Consider the following 16,422-nt stretch of genomic DNA (forward strand, 5'->3'; position numbering starts at 1 on the left):
TGCGGTCATGGCACAGAAGTCCTGGGGCGAGATGACGCCCACGCAGAAGAAGGTCGTCGCCGTGGCCGGCGTCGTGGAGGTCGTCGTCACCGCCTGGTGCGTCAAGGACCTCAAGCAGCGCCCCGCGGCGCTCGTGCGCGGGCCCAAGATGCTCTGGGTCCCGGCCCTGGCGGTGCAGCCGGTCGGTCCGATCGCCTACCTAGTCTGGGGTCGCAAGCGCTGACCCGCCGGGCGGATCAGCCGGCGAGGTCGGCGTAGCCTCCGCCGTTGACGACGTCGGTGAAGCCGAGGTCGCGCATCTGCTCGACCGCGCCCGTCGCGCGCCGGCCCGAGGCGCAGTAGACGACGTAGGACGCCTCGCGCGGCAGCTCCTCGACCCGGTCGGCGAAGTCGTCGGCCTGGTAGTCGATGTTGACCGCCCCGTCGAGGTGTCCGGCGTCGAACTCCTCGGGGGTGCGTACGTCGATCACCTCGGCCCCGTCAGCCACCCGGGCGAGCGCGTCCGCCGCCGGGATCGGTTCCGCGGTGTCGGCCGCCGACGTGGCGGCCGAGCCGACAGTCTCGACGGGCTCCTCCGCGCCGCACGCCGCGGCGCCGACGAGCAGGACGGCCACCGACGCCAGCGCAGCGAGTCGCTCGGTCGGACGACGGCTCACGCGGCTCTCCTGCACGTGATCGACCCTAGCCGTCGTAGGGAACCTCGCTGCGCCACTCGTCCTCCGGGGTCCTCACCGCGTCCCAGATCGCGTCGGCGACCCGGTCGGGGGTGAACGCGCCCTGGCGCGCCAGCGACCCGCGCACCGTGACCGACACGGCGCGGATGCCGTCGGGGGCCAGGGTCTTGTCGAGGCTGTGCACGAGGTTGCGCACGCCGGCCTTCTGCACGCCCAGCGACGCCGCACGCTCCCACGGCTGGTCGGCCGCCATGCTGCCGGTGACGCTGATCCGCGCACCGGCGGACATGAACGGGCGGGCGGCCTGCACGGTGGTGAGCAGGGCACCCACCCCGAGCGCGACGTCCGCGAGCAGCTCGGCGACCGTGAGGGACAGCGGGTCCTTCTCGCGGAAGGCGCTCGGGTTGAAGTGCAGCACGTCGATGCGTCCGGTGTGCTCGCCGAAGCGGCGTACGGCGTCGCGCGCGGCCTCCTCGTCGGTGACGTCGAGGCACGCATGGCCCACCGCGGCGCCGCGGGCCCCGAGGTCGGTGGTGAGCTGGTCCAGCACCTGCTGGTCCTGGCCGAGGAGCGCCACGTCGTGGCCCTCGTCGGCGAAGCGGCGCGCAACCGACCCGCTCACGCCGGGCCCGGCACCCACCACGACGATCACTGGTTTGCTCATGCACGTACTCGCTTCGCTCCGTGCGCGCATGAGGCACCTTGTGCGCTGTGCCGTTCGATTCGCTCGCTGCGCTTGCTCATGCCACGGTTCTACCGCAGGTCAGGGCTTGTGCGGGTGCTCACCGGTCGGGTCGTCCGGGATCGCGTTCGGTCCCTGCGTGCCTTCGTCGACCTCACCGGGATGCGGGTCGGGCTGGCCGGCCACGGAGTCGCCCGAGCTGATCTCCTCAGGGGCGTCCGGCACCATCTCGGAGACCTGGCCCCCGTCGTCGTCCTTGCCACTCATGCGGTGCTCCTCGCTCGTCGTCAGTGCGTCGTCGTCCACACAAGCACGCGGCCCAAGCACACCTCACCTCGACGGGTGGTGGGCGGGCCCGGACCGCTGGCTACGGTCGCAGCATGACGCGCTTCGGATACACCCTGATGACCGAGCAGAGCGGCCCGCGGGAGCTGGTGTCGTACGCCGTCGCGGCCGAGCAGGCCGGCTTCGACTTCGAGGTGATGAGCGACCACTACTCACCCTGGCTGACCGAGCAGGGACACGCGCCCTACGCCTGGACGACGCTGGGCGCCGTGGCACACGCGACCGAGCGGGTGGGCCTGATGACCTACGTGACGTGCCCGACCCTGCGCTACCACCCCGCCGTCGTGGCGCAGAAGGCCGCGACCCTGCAGATCCTCGCCGAGGGTCGCTTCACCCTCGGCCTGGGCAGCGGGGAGAACCTCAACGAGCACGTCGTCGGCGAGGGCTGGCCCGCGATCGCCGAGCGCCAGGACATGCTCGCCGAGGCCATCGAGGTGATCCGCGCGCTGCACACCGGCGACCTCGTCGACCACCGGGGCGACTTCTTCCAGGTCGATTCCGCCCGCATCTGGGACCTCCCCGAGCAGGGCGTCGACATCGGCGTGGCCGTCGGCGGCGACCGCGCGATCGAGCGGTTCGCCCCGCTGGCCGACCACCTCGTGGCGACCGAGCCGAAGGGCGAGATCGTCGAGTCATGGAACGGCGTCGACGGCGCGCCGCGGATCGGCACGGACGCCCGGGCGATCGGCCAGATCCCCATCTGCTGGGACCCCGACGAGGACGCCGCGATCGAGCGGGCGCACGAGCAGTTCCGCTGGTTCGCCGGCGGCTGGTCGGTCAACGCCGACCTGCCCACCCCTGCCGGCTTCTCCGGCGCCACGACCTTCGTCCGGCCCGAGGACGTCGCCGAGTCCATCCCGTGCGGCCCCGACCTCGACAAGGTCGTCGAGGCCGTCTCGGCCTACTGGGAGGCGGGCTTCACCGACGTCGCCCTCGTGCAGGTCGGCGACGAGGGACAGGACCTGTTCCTCAGCGAGGCGGCCGGCCCGCTGCTGGAGAAGCTGCGGGCGGCCGCCCCGTGAGTCCGGCCGGCGGGCCGATCAGCTGATGGCGGTGAACCGGGCGCGGTGGTGGGCCGGCGACTCGATCTCGTCGAGGATCGCGAGCGCGAGGTCGTCGGCCGAGATCGTCGACGCGCCGTCGGCGTCGCGGAGCAGCACGTCACCGCCGAGGACGTACTCGCCCTTCGACGGGGTGCCCAGCCACGACCCGTAGTCCACGGGCGGGCTGACGTAGAACCAGTCGAGCGACTCCGGGCTCGCCTCGAGGAGCGCGAGGACGTCGAGGCCGGTCCGGATCTCGGGCTTCACCTCGTCGGGGACCTGGTCCTCGGTCACGTCCCACAGGCGCGGTCCGCCCTCCTCCGCGAGAAGGGAGGACGCGCCACCGACGTAGCCAAGGCGCGTCGACGTCCCGGCCAGGCGTGCAACGAGCTCCTGCACCACGCCCTCGACCTTGCCGGCCATGTCACCACGGGGCGAGAGCCCCACGAGCACGACGTCGGCATCGGCCAGGGCCCGGTCCAGGACGTCGGGGTCGAGCACCGACCCCTCGACGTACGTCACTCCGTCGACCGGGGACGACGGCGCCGAGCGGCTCGCTGCCGTCACGTCGTGCCCGCGCCTGCGGGCCTCGGCGGCGACCGCCGCGCCTGTGTAGCCGGTGCCGCCGAGCACTGCGATGAACGCCATGGAAGGTTCCTTGCCTGTCAGGTGAGTACGTGTGGGTGTGGGGTGTGCGGGTCAGCGCCAGCCGAGGTCGGGCGCCACGTCGGTGAGCACCGTCTCGAGGACGTGGGCGTTGTAGTCCACGCCGAGCTGGTTGGGCACCGTGAGCAGCAGGGTGTCCGCGGCGGCGACCGCCTCGTCCTCGGCGAGCTCCTTGACCAGCACGTCGGGCTCGGCGGCGTACGTCTTGCCGAAGACCGCGCGCAGGTTGGCCTCGATCTGGCCGAACTGGTCGGAGCTCGACCCCTCGTGGCCGAAGTACATCCGGTCGAGGTCGGTGGTGATCGGCATGATCGACCGGCTCACCGACACGCGCGGCTCGCCCTCGTGGCCGGCCTCGCGCCACGCCTCGCGGAAGACCTCGATCTGCTTGCGCTGCTGCACGTGGAAGGGCTCGCCCGTCTCGTCGGCCTTGAGCGTGGAGCTCATCAGGTGCATGCCCTTCTCGGCCGCCCACCGGGCGGTGGCGTCGGAGGCGGCACCCCACCAGATGCGGTCGCGGAGGCCCTCGGAGTGCGGCTCGATGCGCAGCAGGCCGGGCGGGTTGGGGAACATCGGGCGCGGGTTGGGCTGGGCGAACCCCTCCCCCTCCAGCACCTGCAGGAGCACCTCGGTGTGGCGCCGGGCCATGTCGGCCTGGTCCTCGCCCGCGGCGGGGGCGTAGCCGAAGTAGCGCCACCCCTCGATCACCTGCTCCGGTGATCCCCGGCTGATGCCGAGGTGCAGCCGGCCGCCGGCGATGAGGTCGGCCGACCCGGCGTCCTCGGCCATGTAGAGCGGGTTCTCGTAGCGCATGTCGATCACGCCGGTGCCGATCTCGATCCGGCTGGTGCGAGCCCCGACCGCGGCGAGCAGCGGGAACGGCGAGGCGAGCTGGCGCGCGAAGTGGTGCACCCGGAAGTACGCCCCGTCCGCACCGAGCTCCTCGGCGGCGACCGCGAGGTCGATCGACTGCAGCAGCGTGTCGGACGCCGACCGCACCGCGGACTGCGGCGAGTCGGTCCAGTGGCCGAAGTTCAGGAACCCGATCTTCTTCATGACTGGTTCAACGCTCAACCAGTCGCGTTGTTCCCGTAGACGTGCCCCACGCTCGGCGGGCGTCCGGGCGCGGCGAGCGACAGCACGGCCCGCGCGATCTCGGGTCGCTCCTCGAGATGGTCCTCGAGGCGCTGCAGCTCCTCGGCCGCCGCGCTCTCGACGTCGTCGCCCACCAGGTCGACCGACCCGACGAGGAAGAGCCGCTCGGGGCCGACGTACTCCAGGTGCAGCGTGTTGACACTCTCCACCTCGGGCCGCTCGCGCAGCCAGCCCAGCACGGTGTCGTAGATGCGCGGGTCGGCGACCTGGCCGACGAGGAAGGCCATGTTGCGGCGCAGGAGGTAGACCGCCACCCAGCCCAGGAGCAGGCCGACGAGGATCGACCCGATCGCGTCCCACACGGGGTCGCCGGTCACCTGGTGCAACGCGAGGCCCGTGACCGCGATGACGATGCCGAGCAGCGCGGCGGAGTCCTCGAAGAAGACCGCCCGCAGCGTGGGGTCGGACGTCTGGTCGAGGAAGCGCGTCCGACTGACCTCGGCCGAGCGGGCACCGCGACGCACCTCGCGCCGGGCCTGGAGGAAGGAGATGCCCTCGAGCACGAAGGCGGCGCCCATGACGACGTAGGCCCACAGGTAGTCCGCCTCCTCCTCCGCGGCGCCGAGCGACTGGACGCCGTGGATGACCGAGACCGCGGCGCCGACGGCGAACAGCCCGAAGGCCGCGATCATCGACCACACGTAGGCCTCGCGGCCGTAGCCCAGCGGGTGTCGCTGGTCGGCCGGCTTCTCCGACCTCCGCTCCGCCACGACGAGGAAGACCTCGTTGCCGGCGTCGGCCCAGGAGTGCGCGGCCTCGGCGACCATCGAGGCCGACCCGGTCACGGCGGCGACGAGGCTCTTCAGGATCGCCAGGACCGTGTTGGCCGTGAGCGCGACGACGACGGTGAGCATGTGGTCAGACTGCCCGATCGGACGTGCCCCGCGCCTGCCCCGCCCGGCTCCCGACGTACGCGCGCTCCCGCAGGGCCGCCAGCCAGGACGGCCCGAGGCGCCACGGCCGCGGTGGGCGCAGGACGGGGTCGAACCGCGGACGAGGCAGCGCGGACCGGCGCTCCACCCGGATGGCGCCTGCCTGCACCTCCCCTGCCGGGCCGACGACACGCAGGCCGACGCTCACGGGCAGCCGGCCGACGAGCACGTCGGGCTCGGGTGAGTCGAGTCGAGCGTCGGGCACGTCGAGCACGACCTGCAACCGCTCCCCCGACGGCGCGCGCCACCACATCAGCGAGGTGAGGGTCGCGCCCGCCCACCGCCGCCGTGGTTGCAGGAGGTAGCGCTGCCACGGCGCGCTGCCGGGTGCCGTCGTGCACAGCACGTCGACGGGCGGGTCGTGCAGGAGCCGCACGGCGAGGCCGAGGAGGTCGGGCCGGCCGCGCGGCGTGCCGATGCCCTTGGAGAGCCGCACCAGGCAGGCCACGTCGCCGGCCGGCAGCGGGCCGGGGCCGCTCACCTCGGCTCGTCCCTCGTAGAGCACCCCGTCGGGGTGGAAGGCCGGAGCGGACCGGAAGGAGGCCAGCAGCTCGAAGGCGCGGCGGTAGGGAGCAGGCACGGGCCGGCAGTACCCCGCTGGGCCCTCGGTGAACCGCCGTCGCCGACCGCCCCTTGCCATCCTGACCCGCGTGGTATCCAATATATTGCATGCCAGTCCCGGTCTCTCCTGCTCCGCTCCGCACGACGCTGCTGCGCGACTCGGTCCACGACCGGCTCCGGGACGCGATCGTCGACGGCACGCTGGCGCCGGGCGAGGTGGTGCGCGACACCGAGCTCGCCGCCTGGCTTGGCGTCAGCCGGACGCCGGTGCGCGAGGCGCTGCTGCGGCTCGGCGAGACCGGGCTCGTGCGATCGGCCCCCGGGCGCTCGACCGTGGTCGCGGAGATCGACATGGCCGAGGTGCGCGACGCGCACGCCGTCGTCGTCGCGATGCACCGCCTCGCGGTCGCCGAGTCGGTCGCCCGCCTCACCGAGGACGACCTGCGCCGGATGCGGGAGGCCAACCAGCGCTTCGCCGCGGCCATCGACGCCCGCGACACCGACGCCGCGCTCGCCGCGGACGACGACTTCCACCGGGTCGCGGTGACGGTCTCGGGCAACCGGGCCCTCGCCACCGTGCTCGACCAGTTCACCCCCGTCGTACGACGCCTCGAGCGCCGCCGCTTCGCCTCCCACGCCGGCGAGCAGTCGGTCGAGCTGCACGAGCGCCTGCTCGAGGCGTGCGCCGGCGGCGACGTCGAGGCGGCGGCCGACGTCGCCTTCCGCACCTGGCAGAACCTCGCCGACCTCATCCCCGAGCCCACCCCCCAGCCCACCCCCCAGCCCACCCGCCAGCAGCAGGAGTCCCCGTGATCCTCGACCAGTTTCCCCGCCACCCGCTCACGTTCGGCCCCTCGCCCGTCCACCACCTCAGGCGGCTCAGCGACCACCTCGCCGCGAAGGGCGGCGGCGCGCAGGTGTGGGCCAAGCGCGAGGACGTGAGCAGCCCGCTCGCCTTCGGCGGCAACAAGATCCGCAAGCTGGAGTACATCGTCCCCGACGTGCTGGCCAGCGGCGCCGACACGCTGGTCTCCATCGGCGGCTACCAGTCCAACCACACCCGGCAGGTCGCGGCCGTCGCCGCGCACCTCGGCCTGAAGTGCCGCCTCGTGCAGGAGAAGTGGGTGCCGTGGGACGACCCGACCAACACCCAGGTCGGCAACATCCTGCTCAGCCGGATGATGGGCGCCGACTCCCGGCTCGACCCGCACGGCTTCGACATCGGTATCCGCGACTCGTGGAAGGACGCGATCAGCGAGGTCGAGGCGGCCGGCGGCACGCCGTACGCCATCCCGGCCGGCGCGAGCGAGCACCGGCTCGGCGGCCTGGGGTTCGCCGCCTGGGCCTTCGAGGTCGCCGAGCAGGAGAAGGCGCTCGGGGTCACCTTCGACACGATCGTGGTCTGCACCGTCACGGGCTCGACCCACGCGGGCATGATCGCCGGCTTCGCGGCCCTGGAGGACCTCACCGGCACCCGCCGCCGCGTGCTCGGCATCGACGCGAGCGCGACGATCGACAAGACGCGCGACCAGGTGGCCCGCATCGCGCGCCACACCGCGGAGCTGATCGAGCTCGGCCGCGACCTGCGCGACGACGAGATCACCGTGCTCGAGGGCTGGGCCGGGGACCTCTACGGCATCCCGGTCGAGTCCACGATGGAGGCGATGGCGCTCGGGGCGCAGCTCGAGGCGATGATCACCGACCCCGTCTACGAGGGGAAGTCGCTCGCCGGGCTCGTCGACCTCGTCACCGAGGGCGAGATCCCCCGCGACTCGAACGTGCTCTACGCCCACCTCGGCGGGCAGCCGGCGATCAACGCCTACCACTCGCTCTGGCCCGCGCAGGGCTGAGCCCGGTCAGGACACGCACGCCGCGACCGCTAGCGTCGCGGCGTGCCCGCTCCCGAGGTCGACGTCCCCGCCGCCCTGGCCTGGGCGGGGTCCGTGCTCGGCTCGCCGGTCGCGTCGTACGACGCCCTCGCCGGCGGCGTGACCTCGACGATGCTCGCGCTGCGGCACGACGACGGGGCGGAGTCGGTGCTGCGCCTGATGACGGTCGAGCCGTGGCGCTCCCACGGCGCCGAGCTCACCGCGCGTGAGCGCGACGCGCAGCTGGCGATGGCCGAGACCCCTGTGCCGGCGCCGACCAGCCTCGCCCTCGACGCGGACGGGACGGTCGCCGGGGCCGCGGCGCACCTGATGTCCCGGCTGCCCGGCGAGCCGCTCGGCGCGGACGCGGACCTCGACGGACAGCAGCTGCAGGCGATGGCCGACCTGCTGGTGACGATCCACGCGCAGCGTCCGGCGCCGCCCTTCCGGACGTTCCAGTCGTGGGCGTGGGAGGAGAAGTGGGTGGTGCCCGACTGGTCGCGCCACCCGGCGTCGTGGCGTCGCGCGTTCGAGGTGCTGGCCGGACCGGCGCCGGCCCACGAGCCGACGTTCCTGCACCGCGACTTCAGCCACCGCAACCTGCTGTGGTCCGGCGACGCGGTCACCGGGGTGGTCGACTGGGTGGAGACCTCCACCGGGCCGGCGTGGCTCGACACGGCCCACGCGGCGTCCAACCTCGCCCTGGCGCACGGCCCCGGCCCCGCGCTGGAGCTCCTCCGGCGCTACTCCGACGCAGCGGGCACCCCGGTCGAGGCCCACTGGCTCGTGATGGACGCCGTGGGCTACCTCCCGCCACCGGGCAGGCGGCCGCTGTTCGGTCGCACCGACCAGCTCGCCCGCCTCGACGACTGGCTCGACCTGCTCGTGCGGGATCCCGGTCTCAGCTGAGGGCGAAGTCGAGCGCTGCCAGCGCGTGCAGCCGGGTGGTGGCGAAGACGGGGACGTCGACGTCCTCCGGGCGCAGCAGCAGCTCGATCTCGGTGCAGCCGAGGACGACGCCCTCGGCGCCGTCGGCGACCAGGCGGGCCACCACGTCGACGTACGCCTCTCGCGACTCCTCGCGCACCACGCCGCGGACGAGCTCGCCGTAGATCACCTCGTGCACCAGCTCGCGGTCCTCGGCCGGCGGGACGAGCGCCTCGACGCCGTGCGCGGCCAGCCGGTCGCGCACGAACGCCTGCTCCATGGTGAACCTCGTGCCGAGCAGCGCGACCCGTGACAGGCCGGACGCACGGACAGCCGCGGCGGTGACGTCGACGATGTGGACCAGCGGGACGCTCGTCGCCGCCTCGATCGCGTCGGCGACCTTGTGCATCGTGTTGGTGCACAGCACGAGGCACTCCGCCCCCGCCGCCTCCAGCGCTGCGGCCTCGGCCGCGAGGAGCGCCCCTGCGGCGTCCCACTCCCCCGCTGCCTGCATCGCCTCGACCTCGGCGAAGTCGATCGACGACATCAGCACGCGCGCGGAGTGGTAGCCGCCGAGGCGCTCGCGCACCGCCTCGTTGAGGATCTCGTAGTAGAGGGCCGAGCTCTCCCAGCTCATGCCGCCCAGCAGCCCGATCCTGCGCATCCTCGGTCCCGCAGCCATGCCCCCATTGAACAGGCGGATTGAACAGGCGGGTCGGACAGGCGGGGCGTCGGTGGGCGGCGCTAGCGTGGCGCCATGGCCAGCACGCCCCTGCTGAGGTCCCGCGGGTTCGCCGTCCACCCGGCGTCGCACGCCCGGTTCGACGACGTGCGCGCGATGCTCGGGCCCAAGAACCCCACCAGCAGCGTGTGCTGGTGCCTGAGCCACCGCCTCCCGGCGAAGGACAACCGTGAGCTGGCCGGTCCGGCGCGAGGGGCCTACGTCGAGTCCCTGACGCGCCGGAGCACCAAGCCCGGGGTGCTGGCCTACGACGGCGACGACGTGGTCGGGTGGGCCGCCGTCGCGCCGCGCGCCGACCTGCCGTTCGCCCGCTCGACCAAGATCCCCCACGTCGACGACCAGCCGGTGTGGTCGGTGTGGTGCATCCGGGTCCGTCCCGGACACCGCGGCCGCGGCATCTCCCACGTCCTGCTCGAGGGTGCAGTCGCCTACGCCGCCCGGCGCGGCGCCCCGGTCGTCGAGGGCTACCCGGTCGACAACCGTGGCGAGAAGGTCGACCTGACCATGGCCTACGTCGGCACCCGCAAGCTGTTCGAGGACGCCGGCTTCGAGCTCGCCGCGCGCACCGACGCGACGTCGGCGGGCCACCCGCGTGTGGTCATGCGGCGCGCGACCTAGGCTGGGTCCATGGTCCGGACGTGGTGGGCGGCAGTGGCCCTGCTGGCGATCTTCGCCATGCACGGCCTGGCCTCCCACGCCGCGGCCGCCGAGCCCGTCCCGGTGGCGACGCCGAGCGCTGCGCTCGGGCCGGACGCGCCCCACGCGGTGCACCACCAGCACCCGCAGGCCGTCCCAGAGGCCGCACTCGAGCCGCTCGCAGCCCTCGACGCCGACGGCCACGACGGTGGGCACCACGCCATGCAGGTCCTCGGCCTCTGCGTCGCGGTCCTCGCGACGGCGGCGATCGCCCTGCTCCGCCTGGCCCGTCCCACGCGCGGCGTGCTCGCCGTCCGCCCCCGGGCCCTGCGCACGGCGTCCGCGCCCGTCGCGGTGTCCAACGCCCACGCCCCGCCCGACCTCCACGCCCTGTCGGTCCTTCGCTGCTGAGCCGCCTGCCGGCCCGGCCGGCTGACGCGACCCCTCACACCAGCACGGACACCGACAAGGAGACACCCATGTCCGCAGGCACGCTTGCTCGCGCGCGCCGCGCCACCGCGGCCGCGCTCTTCCTGACCCTCACCGGCGCCGGTCTCGCCGGCTGCGGCGAGGACGCCGCCTCGAGCGGCACACCCGCCGCCGAGCACACCGCTGCCAACGGCGACGTCTACAACTATGCCGACGTCGAGTTCGCGACCGAGATGATCCCCCACCACGCCGACGCCCTGGTGATGGTCGACATGACGCAGGGCCGGGAGCTCTCGCCGGAGTTCGCCCGTCTCACCGAGGACATCCGGGAGGCCCAGGCGCCCGAGATCGAGATGATGGCCGACTGGCTCACCGCCTGGGGCGAGGAGGTCCCGGAGACCTCCCGTGACCACGTCAACAGCCACATGGGGCACGGCGACGGCATGGGAGACCCGGACGACATGGGCGACGGGATGGGGATGGATGCTGACGACCTGGCCGACCTCGAGGACTCCAGTGCCAGCATGTTCGAGTCCATGTGGATGCGGATGATGATCGAGCACCACGAGGGCGCCATCGAGATGGCCCGCACCGAGCAGGACGAGGGCGTCTTCCCCGACGCCATCGACCTCGCCGGGTCGATCGAGACCAGCCAGACGGCCGAGATCGAGCTCATGGAGCAGATGCTCGACCGCTGACCCGGGACGGCGCGTAGCGTGGCACGGCGAGACGTCGTGCCACGCCGCGCCGCCGCCCCGGCCCGGTGATGACGTGGCCCGATGCTACCTTTAGTCAAGTAACTCAGTTGACTATGACGGGAGTGGGACGTGTTGACCAACGAGGGAGACTGCCGGGTCGTCGTGGTGGGAGCCGGAGCCGGCGGCACCCTGGTGGCCACCCACCTCGTGACGGCCCTGTCCTCGCGCTTCCGCGTCGAGCTGGTCGACCCGGCCCCGAGCACGGGGCGCGGCCAGGCCTACTCCACCAGCGACGAGCGCCACCTGCTCAACGTGCCGGCCTCGGGCATGAGCGCGTTCCCGCGCGACCCCGAGCACTTCCTGCGCTGGCTGCGCACGCACCACGACCCGAGGTTCCAGCCCCACGACTTCGCGCCGCGCGCCGCGTTCGGCCGCTACGTCGAGAGCCTGCTGACCACCGCGACCGAGTTCCCCGGCAACGCCCGGCTCGTACGACGCCGTGCCGAGGTCGCCGACATCGCGCGCGCCGGCGACGGGTTCGTCGTCGAGCTCTCCGACGGCGAGCGGCTCGAGGCGCGCGCGGTCGTGCTGGCGACCGGCAGCCGCCCCGGCACCGGCTGGGCCCCGCCGGAGCTCACCGCCGACCCACGGCTCGTAGCCGACCCGTGGACGCAGGAGATCCCCGAGGTCGGCGACGTGCTGATGCTGGGCTCGGGCCTGACGATGGTCGACCTGGCGATCAGCGCCGACCGGCCCGACCGCACCGTCCACGTGGTGTCGCGCACCGACGCGGTGCCGCACGCCCACGTGCTGCCCACGACTCCCCCGGTGCCCCCGCCGCCCGGCATCACCCGCACCCCGGACCTCGACACGCTCCGCTCGACCGTGGCCGCGCACGTCGAGCAGACCGTCGCGAGCACGGGCGACTGGCGCGCCGCGATCGACGGCCTCCGGCCCGTCACCGCCCAGCTCTGGCGCGGCCTGTCGGAGGCCGACAAGCGCCGCTTCATCGCCGAGGACGCCCGCTCGTGGGACGTCCACCGGCACCGCATGGCACCCGCCACGGCACGCCGGCTCGACGCCGTCGCCGCCGCGGGGCGGCTCGTGCGCCACCGCGGCACGCTCGCCGCCGTACGTCCCGACCCGTCCGCCCTCCACGTCACCCTCGACGACGGGACGACGCTGCGGGTGGCGGCCGTCGTCAACTGCACGGGTCCCGTCGGCTCGATCGCCGCCGACCCGCTGCTCACCCGCCTCGCGCAGTCGGGCCTGGTCCGTCCCGGACCGGCCGGTCTCGGCATCGACACCGCCGACGACGGTCGGATCCTCGGCACCCTGCCCGACACGCTCCCCTTCCTGGCCGTCGGCTCGCTGCGCCGCGGCAACCTGTGGGAGTCCACGGCGATGCCGGAGATCCGTGAGCAGGCCTACGACGTGGCCCGGGTCGTGAGCCGGTCGCTGCACGGCGAGGCACGCCGCCGGCCGGTCGACCCCTACGGCCTCACGCTCTCCACGAGCCAGGACGCCGCCGAGCGCTACAACGCCGCGCTCGGTCGCCTGCTGCGCCTCCAGGACGGCGCGGAGGAGGGCCTCGCCGAGGCGGTCGCCGCCGACGAGGGCTTCGTGCAGGCGCATGCCGCGCTCGCGCTGCTCGGTCACGAGTGGGGCACCACCTCCCACTGGCGGGAGTCGCTGCGCGCCGCCCACCGGGCCGCGTCCGAGCGCCACCTGGACGACCGCGAGGCCTCCTTCCTCGACGCTGTGACCACCAGGCTGCGCACCGACGAGGCGAGCGGCGCCGCGGCCCTGCTCCGGCACGTGAGACTCTTCCCCCGCGACGCCCTCGCCGTCAGCGTCGCGGTCCCGACCGTCGCGTTCGGCGGGCTGACCAGCGGCGCCCAGACCGGCGACCTGGTCGAGTCGCTCGGCCGGTCCTACGGCGACGACTGGTGGTACGCCGGCCAGCTCGCGTTCGTCCGCCAGGACCAGGAGCGCTGGGCCGAGGCCGAGGACCTCGCCTCCTACGCCCTCTCCGTCGAGCCGTCGTCGGGGCACGCCGTCCACGCTCGCGCCCACGTCTTCTACGAGACCGGTCAGCACGCCGCGGGGCTCGCCTGGCTCGACGAGTGGATCCGCACGCGCGGCCCGGAGGCCAACCACCGCTCGCACTTCTCCTGGCACGCGGCGCTGCACGAGCTGATGCAGGACGACGTCGAGGCCGTACGCCGCCGCTACGCGCGCGAGCTCGCTCCCTCGGTCGTCAGCGGCAGCAGGGTCGTCGTCGACAGCGGGTCGCTGCTGTGGCGCGGGCGGGTGACCGGCGCGTGGACCGACGACCTGCCCGTCGCCGAGGTGCGCAGGCGGGCGCCCGTCGAGTGGTTGACGGCACCGCCCACGCCGTTCGCCGCGATGCACGGCGCCGTGCTCCTCGCCGCCGACGGCGACGCCACCGCCCTGGCCGAGCTGGCGGCGAGCGCCGAGCGGAGCGACGACCGGGTCTTCCGCGACGTCGTCGCTCCCCTGTGCACCGGTCTCCTCCAGGTCGTCGAGGAGCGGTGGAACGCCGCCGCCGCGACGCTGACCGGCGTCACCGCCACGATGGCGCCGCTCGGCGGCAGCCGGGCCCAGCGCGACGTCGTGGAGGACACGCTCGTGCACGTCCTGGCGATGGCCGGCCGCACCACGGAGGCGGCCGAGCTGCTCGACCAGCGGTTGTCGCGGCGCTCGTCGGCGCTCGACGCACGACGCCGGGCCGCGGTGCTCGGCACGGCTCGTACGGCCGCCGACACCGCCTCGACGCGCTGAGCCTGGGGCCCCGGTCCGACGAACCCACCGGACCGGGACCCTCGGACCTGCCGCGCGCGTCCGTGTCGCGTGACAGTGGCCTCGTAGCCCGCAGCGACGCCGCGCGAGCCGTTGCTCCGGTCGTCGCTGACACCGATCGCCGGGCTGGGGGTGATGGCATGGAGACGACCGCTGGTCCCACCCCGTCCGACCCGCGCCACAGGCCGCTGCTCGGCTTCCGTGACCAGCCGGGGAGGCTCGCGCTCTGGGTCTTCCGGCTGCCGCTCCCGCTCTACCGCGCGGGTTGGGGCTGGCTGTTCCTGGGACACACCTTCCTGGTCCTGACCCACGTCGGACGCAGGACCGGTCGTCCCCACGCCACCGCTGCGATGGTGCTCGCCGAGGACAAGCGGACGCACGAGGCCGTCATCTGCTCGGTCTGGGGCCCGCAGGCTGACTGGATCCACAACCTGCAGGCCCGTCCGGCCCTCCGTGTGCAGATCGGTCGCGACTCGTTCGTGCCTGAGCACCGGTTCCTCAGCCCCGAGGAGGCCTTCGCCGTGGGCGTCCACTTCCGCCGGCGCCACCCCTGGCGGGTGCGCCTGATCAGCCGGGTGCTCGGGGTCGACCTCCGCTCGGACCAGCAGCTGCGCGACTACCTCAGCACCCGACCGTTCGTGGCACTTCGACCGGCAGGCCCGCCTGCCGAGGAAGGGCCACACGAGGAGAGGAGATGAGTCCGGTGCGGACTCCACACCTGACCCGGCCCGCCACCACCGCACAGCCGGGGACCGCGGTCCCCTCCACGCGCTCCGCGCTCGACCCGTGGGCGTGGTTCGTGGGCGGCGCCGCACTGTTCTTCGGGATGATGGACTACATCGAGTTCGACGACGACTTCTCCATCGCCCGCACCCTCGCGCCGTCCTTCTGCTGGGACAAGACGCTGGCCGAGTCCGCCCCGCGGAGCAAGCACGGCGTCACGATCGTCGGCGTGAAGCGCACCGGCGAGGACTTCACCTACGCGCGGCCCGAGACCCTCGTCAACAGGCACGACCACCTGATCGTGTCCGGCCCCACCAACAAGGTCGAGAGGTTCTGCGACCTCCGGTGACCCTCGCGCCTGCAGGACCGCGGTGCCGGCACCTCACCCGGTGGGCTCGCGGTGGCGCCGAGGACCTGCTCAGCCGTCCAGGTCGGTGGTGCGGGTGACGAGGTCGGCGAGGAGGGCGGGCATGCCGCCGGCCGCCACCACCCGGCGCTGCCGGTTGGGCTCCGTCTCCCCGGCGAGCGCGGCCGCGAGCGGCTCCAGCGGCGCCTCCATCCGGTCGGCGGCGAGCACCGACCGCGCCTCGGCGAGGACCCGGGCGGCGACCTCGCGCAGCGCGCGGAGCGACCCGTCGACGTCCACGACGCGCGTGTCGAGCCCGTAGCGCGCCGCCCGGTGGTCGTTGACGGCGAGCATGTCGTCGTCGAGGTCGCCCTCGTCCGGCGACTCCACCGCCCGCCGCGCGATCCCCTGCACCAGCGCGGTGAGCGCCGCGACGGTCGCCAGCGACGGGACGGCGTCCATCACGCGCACCTCGAGCGTCCCCAGCAGCGGTCGCGGACGCATCTCCCACCACACATAGGTGTGGTCGGAGGCCTCGGCCGCCGCCATCAGCGCCTCGGTGCGCGCGACGTAGTCGTCCCACGAGCGCAGCAGCGGCGGCATCGTGGTGCGTGGGTAGGACCGGATGATGGCCGCCCGCGCCGTGGCCTGGCCCGAGTCCAGCCCGTGCCAGTAGGGCGACCCGGCCGCGAGGGCGCGCAGGAGCGGCAGTCGGTTGCGCAGGCCGCGGTAGGCCAGCATCGCGGTGTCCGCGTCGGGCAGCCCCACGTGCACCTGCAGGGCCGCGGTCGGCGTGCGCAGGAGGCCGGCGTACTCGTCGATGATGCGGTCGTAGCGCGGCGACGTGGCGATGTGGGGGACGCCGACGGGCGCCGTCGGGTGCACGCCGGCCGCCAGGACGCGACCGCCCTGCTCGGCGACCAGGGCGCGGAGGTCGCGCAGCGATCGCCACACGTCCTCGGCGCTGCGGCACACGGGCGTGTTGAGCTCGACCTGGTCGACGTAGATCTCCCCGGTGACCACACCCGCACGCCGCTCGGCCTTCGACATGGCCTCCACGAGGGGGGCCGCGGCCGCGCCCATCAGCTCGTCCGCGTCGTCGACGAGCATCAGCTCCTCCTCCACGCCGACGGAGAACTCGCCCCCGGGCACGTGTGCGGGCACCCCTGACA

The 16,422-nt window shown here is 73.7% G+C and carries 20 protein-coding genes; 11 read left to right on the plus strand and 9 right to left on the minus strand.

Translation table 11 applies throughout. The annotated features are described in order from the left end of the window. Positions 1-7: 7 nt before the first annotated feature. Entirely contained in the window at positions 8-223 is a 216-nt protein-coding gene (locus NCI01_RS10385) for a PLDc N-terminal domain-containing protein (protein ID WP_254181409.1), read from the plus strand. A 13-nt stretch (positions 224-236) separates the two neighbouring features. On the opposite strand, the gene NCI01_RS10390 is transcribed toward NCI01_RS10385, so the two are convergent. The 3 genes from NCI01_RS10390 to NCI01_RS10400 all read right to left on the minus strand — a co-directional run bounded on the left by NCI01_RS10390 (position 237) and on the right by NCI01_RS10400 (position 1,623). After that, positions 237-656, minus strand: coding sequence for a rhodanese-like domain-containing protein (locus tag NCI01_RS10390; protein ID WP_254181410.1), 420 nt, complete (start codon positions 654-656; stop codon positions 237-239). 25 nt (positions 657-681) lie between these two features. After that, positions 682-1,338, minus strand: a complete 657-nt coding sequence (locus NCI01_RS10395) for an SDR family oxidoreductase (RefSeq protein WP_254181411.1) — start codon at positions 1,336-1,338, stop codon at positions 682-684. 99 nt (positions 1,339-1,437) lie between these two features. Beyond that, positions 1,438-1,623 (minus strand): hypothetical protein, encoded by a 186-nt coding sequence (locus tag NCI01_RS10400; RefSeq protein WP_254181412.1) that lies wholly within the window; start codon positions 1,621-1,623, stop codon positions 1,438-1,440. A 113-nt stretch (positions 1,624-1,736) separates the two neighbouring features. Between NCI01_RS10400 and NCI01_RS10405 the strand changes: the two genes are divergently transcribed. Further along, complete coding sequence (locus NCI01_RS10405) at positions 1,737-2,723, plus strand: LLM class F420-dependent oxidoreductase (protein ID WP_254181413.1); 987 nt, start codon at positions 1,737-1,739, stop codon at positions 2,721-2,723. An 18-nt stretch (positions 2,724-2,741) separates the two neighbouring features. On the opposite strand, the gene NCI01_RS10410 is transcribed toward NCI01_RS10405, so the two are convergent. Genes NCI01_RS10410 through NCI01_RS10425 form a run of 4 tightly spaced genes read right to left on the minus strand, consistent with a single transcriptional unit; the run spans position 2,742 to position 6,077 of the window. After that, the gene (locus NCI01_RS10410; protein ID WP_254181414.1) at positions 2,742-3,392 is read right to left on the minus strand and encodes an NAD(P)-dependent oxidoreductase; all 651 of its coding nucleotides are present in this window, start codon (positions 3,390-3,392) and stop codon (positions 2,742-2,744) included. A 51-nt stretch (positions 3,393-3,443) separates the two neighbouring features. Then, positions 3,444-4,466, minus strand: a complete 1,023-nt coding sequence (locus NCI01_RS10415) for an LLM class flavin-dependent oxidoreductase (protein WP_254181415.1) — start codon at positions 4,464-4,466, stop codon at positions 3,444-3,446. Between the two features lie 14 nt (positions 4,467-4,480). After that, a complete protein-coding gene (locus NCI01_RS10420) occupies positions 4,481-5,419 on the minus strand; it encodes a cation diffusion facilitator family transporter (RefSeq protein WP_254181416.1) in 939 nt (312 codons plus the stop codon). A gap of 4 nt (positions 5,420-5,423) precedes the next feature. After that, positions 5,424-6,077, minus strand: coding sequence for a hypothetical protein (locus NCI01_RS10425; RefSeq protein WP_254181417.1), 654 nt, complete (start codon positions 6,075-6,077; stop codon positions 5,424-5,426). A gap of 89 nt (positions 6,078-6,166) precedes the next feature. Between NCI01_RS10425 and NCI01_RS10430 the strand changes: the two genes are divergently transcribed. The 3 genes from NCI01_RS10430 to NCI01_RS10440 are packed head-to-tail and all read left to right on the plus strand — an operon-like array spanning position 6,167 to position 8,835. After that, positions 6,167-6,871, plus strand: a complete 705-nt coding sequence (locus NCI01_RS10430) for a GntR family transcriptional regulator (RefSeq protein ID WP_254181418.1) — start codon at positions 6,167-6,169, stop codon at positions 6,869-6,871. Next, positions 6,868-7,908 (plus strand): 1-aminocyclopropane-1-carboxylate deaminase, encoded by a 1,041-nt coding sequence (locus NCI01_RS10435; RefSeq protein ID WP_254181419.1) that lies wholly within the window; start codon positions 6,868-6,870, stop codon positions 7,906-7,908. The genes NCI01_RS10430 and NCI01_RS10435 overlap by 4 nt, the downstream gene beginning before the upstream one ends. Positions 7,909-7,950: 42 nt before the next feature. Further along, the gene (locus tag NCI01_RS10440) at positions 7,951-8,835 is read left to right on the plus strand and encodes a phosphotransferase family protein (protein WP_254181420.1); all 885 of its coding nucleotides are present in this window, start codon (positions 7,951-7,953) and stop codon (positions 8,833-8,835) included. On the opposite strand, the gene NCI01_RS10445 is transcribed toward NCI01_RS10440, so the two are convergent. Then, positions 8,828-9,535 (minus strand): aspartate/glutamate racemase family protein, encoded by a 708-nt coding sequence (locus NCI01_RS10445; RefSeq protein ID WP_302181877.1) that lies wholly within the window; start codon positions 9,533-9,535, stop codon positions 8,828-8,830. The genes NCI01_RS10440 and NCI01_RS10445 overlap by 8 nt on opposite strands. Before the next feature lie 75 nt (positions 9,536-9,610). Between NCI01_RS10445 and NCI01_RS10450 the strand changes: the two genes are divergently transcribed. The 6 genes from NCI01_RS10450 to NCI01_RS10475 all read left to right on the plus strand — a co-directional run bounded on the left by NCI01_RS10450 (position 9,611) and on the right by NCI01_RS10475 (position 15,253). Further along, positions 9,611-10,213: a GNAT family N-acetyltransferase gene (locus tag NCI01_RS10450; protein ID WP_254181421.1), complete on the plus strand. Its 603-nt coding sequence runs from the start codon at positions 9,611-9,613 to the stop codon at positions 10,211-10,213. A 9-nt stretch (positions 10,214-10,222) separates the two neighbouring features. Further along, positions 10,223-10,642 (plus strand): DUF6153 family protein, encoded by a 420-nt coding sequence (locus NCI01_RS10455; protein ID WP_254181422.1) that lies wholly within the window; start codon positions 10,223-10,225, stop codon positions 10,640-10,642. A 68-nt stretch (positions 10,643-10,710) separates the two neighbouring features. Further along, positions 10,711-11,358, plus strand: a complete 648-nt coding sequence (locus NCI01_RS10460) for a DUF305 domain-containing protein (protein ID WP_254181423.1) — start codon at positions 10,711-10,713, stop codon at positions 11,356-11,358. A gap of 129 nt (positions 11,359-11,487) precedes the next feature. Beyond that, positions 11,488-14,163 (plus strand): FAD/NAD(P)-binding protein, encoded by a 2,676-nt coding sequence (locus tag NCI01_RS10465; protein ID WP_254181424.1) that lies wholly within the window; start codon positions 11,488-11,490, stop codon positions 14,161-14,163. Positions 14,164-14,321: 158 nt separating this feature from the next. After that, the gene (locus NCI01_RS10470; protein ID WP_254181425.1) at positions 14,322-14,879 is read left to right on the plus strand and encodes a nitroreductase family deazaflavin-dependent oxidoreductase; all 558 of its coding nucleotides are present in this window, start codon (positions 14,322-14,324) and stop codon (positions 14,877-14,879) included. A 5-nt stretch (positions 14,880-14,884) separates the two neighbouring features. Beyond that, positions 14,885-15,253, plus strand: coding sequence for a cation:proton antiporter regulatory subunit (locus NCI01_RS10475; protein ID WP_254181426.1), 369 nt, complete (start codon positions 14,885-14,887; stop codon positions 15,251-15,253). A gap of 69 nt (positions 15,254-15,322) precedes the next feature. On the opposite strand, the gene NCI01_RS10480 is transcribed toward NCI01_RS10475, so the two are convergent. Beyond that, the gene (locus NCI01_RS10480) at positions 15,323-16,414 is read right to left on the minus strand and encodes a carboxylate-amine ligase (RefSeq protein WP_254181427.1); all 1,092 of its coding nucleotides are present in this window, start codon (positions 16,412-16,414) and stop codon (positions 15,323-15,325) included. Positions 16,415-16,422 lie beyond the last annotated feature (8 nt).

Origin of the sequence: Nocardioides pinisoli (assembly GCF_024199985.1) — a bacterium.
GTDB lineage: Bacteria > Actinomycetota > Actinomycetes > Propionibacteriales > Nocardioidaceae > Nocardioides > Nocardioides pinisoli.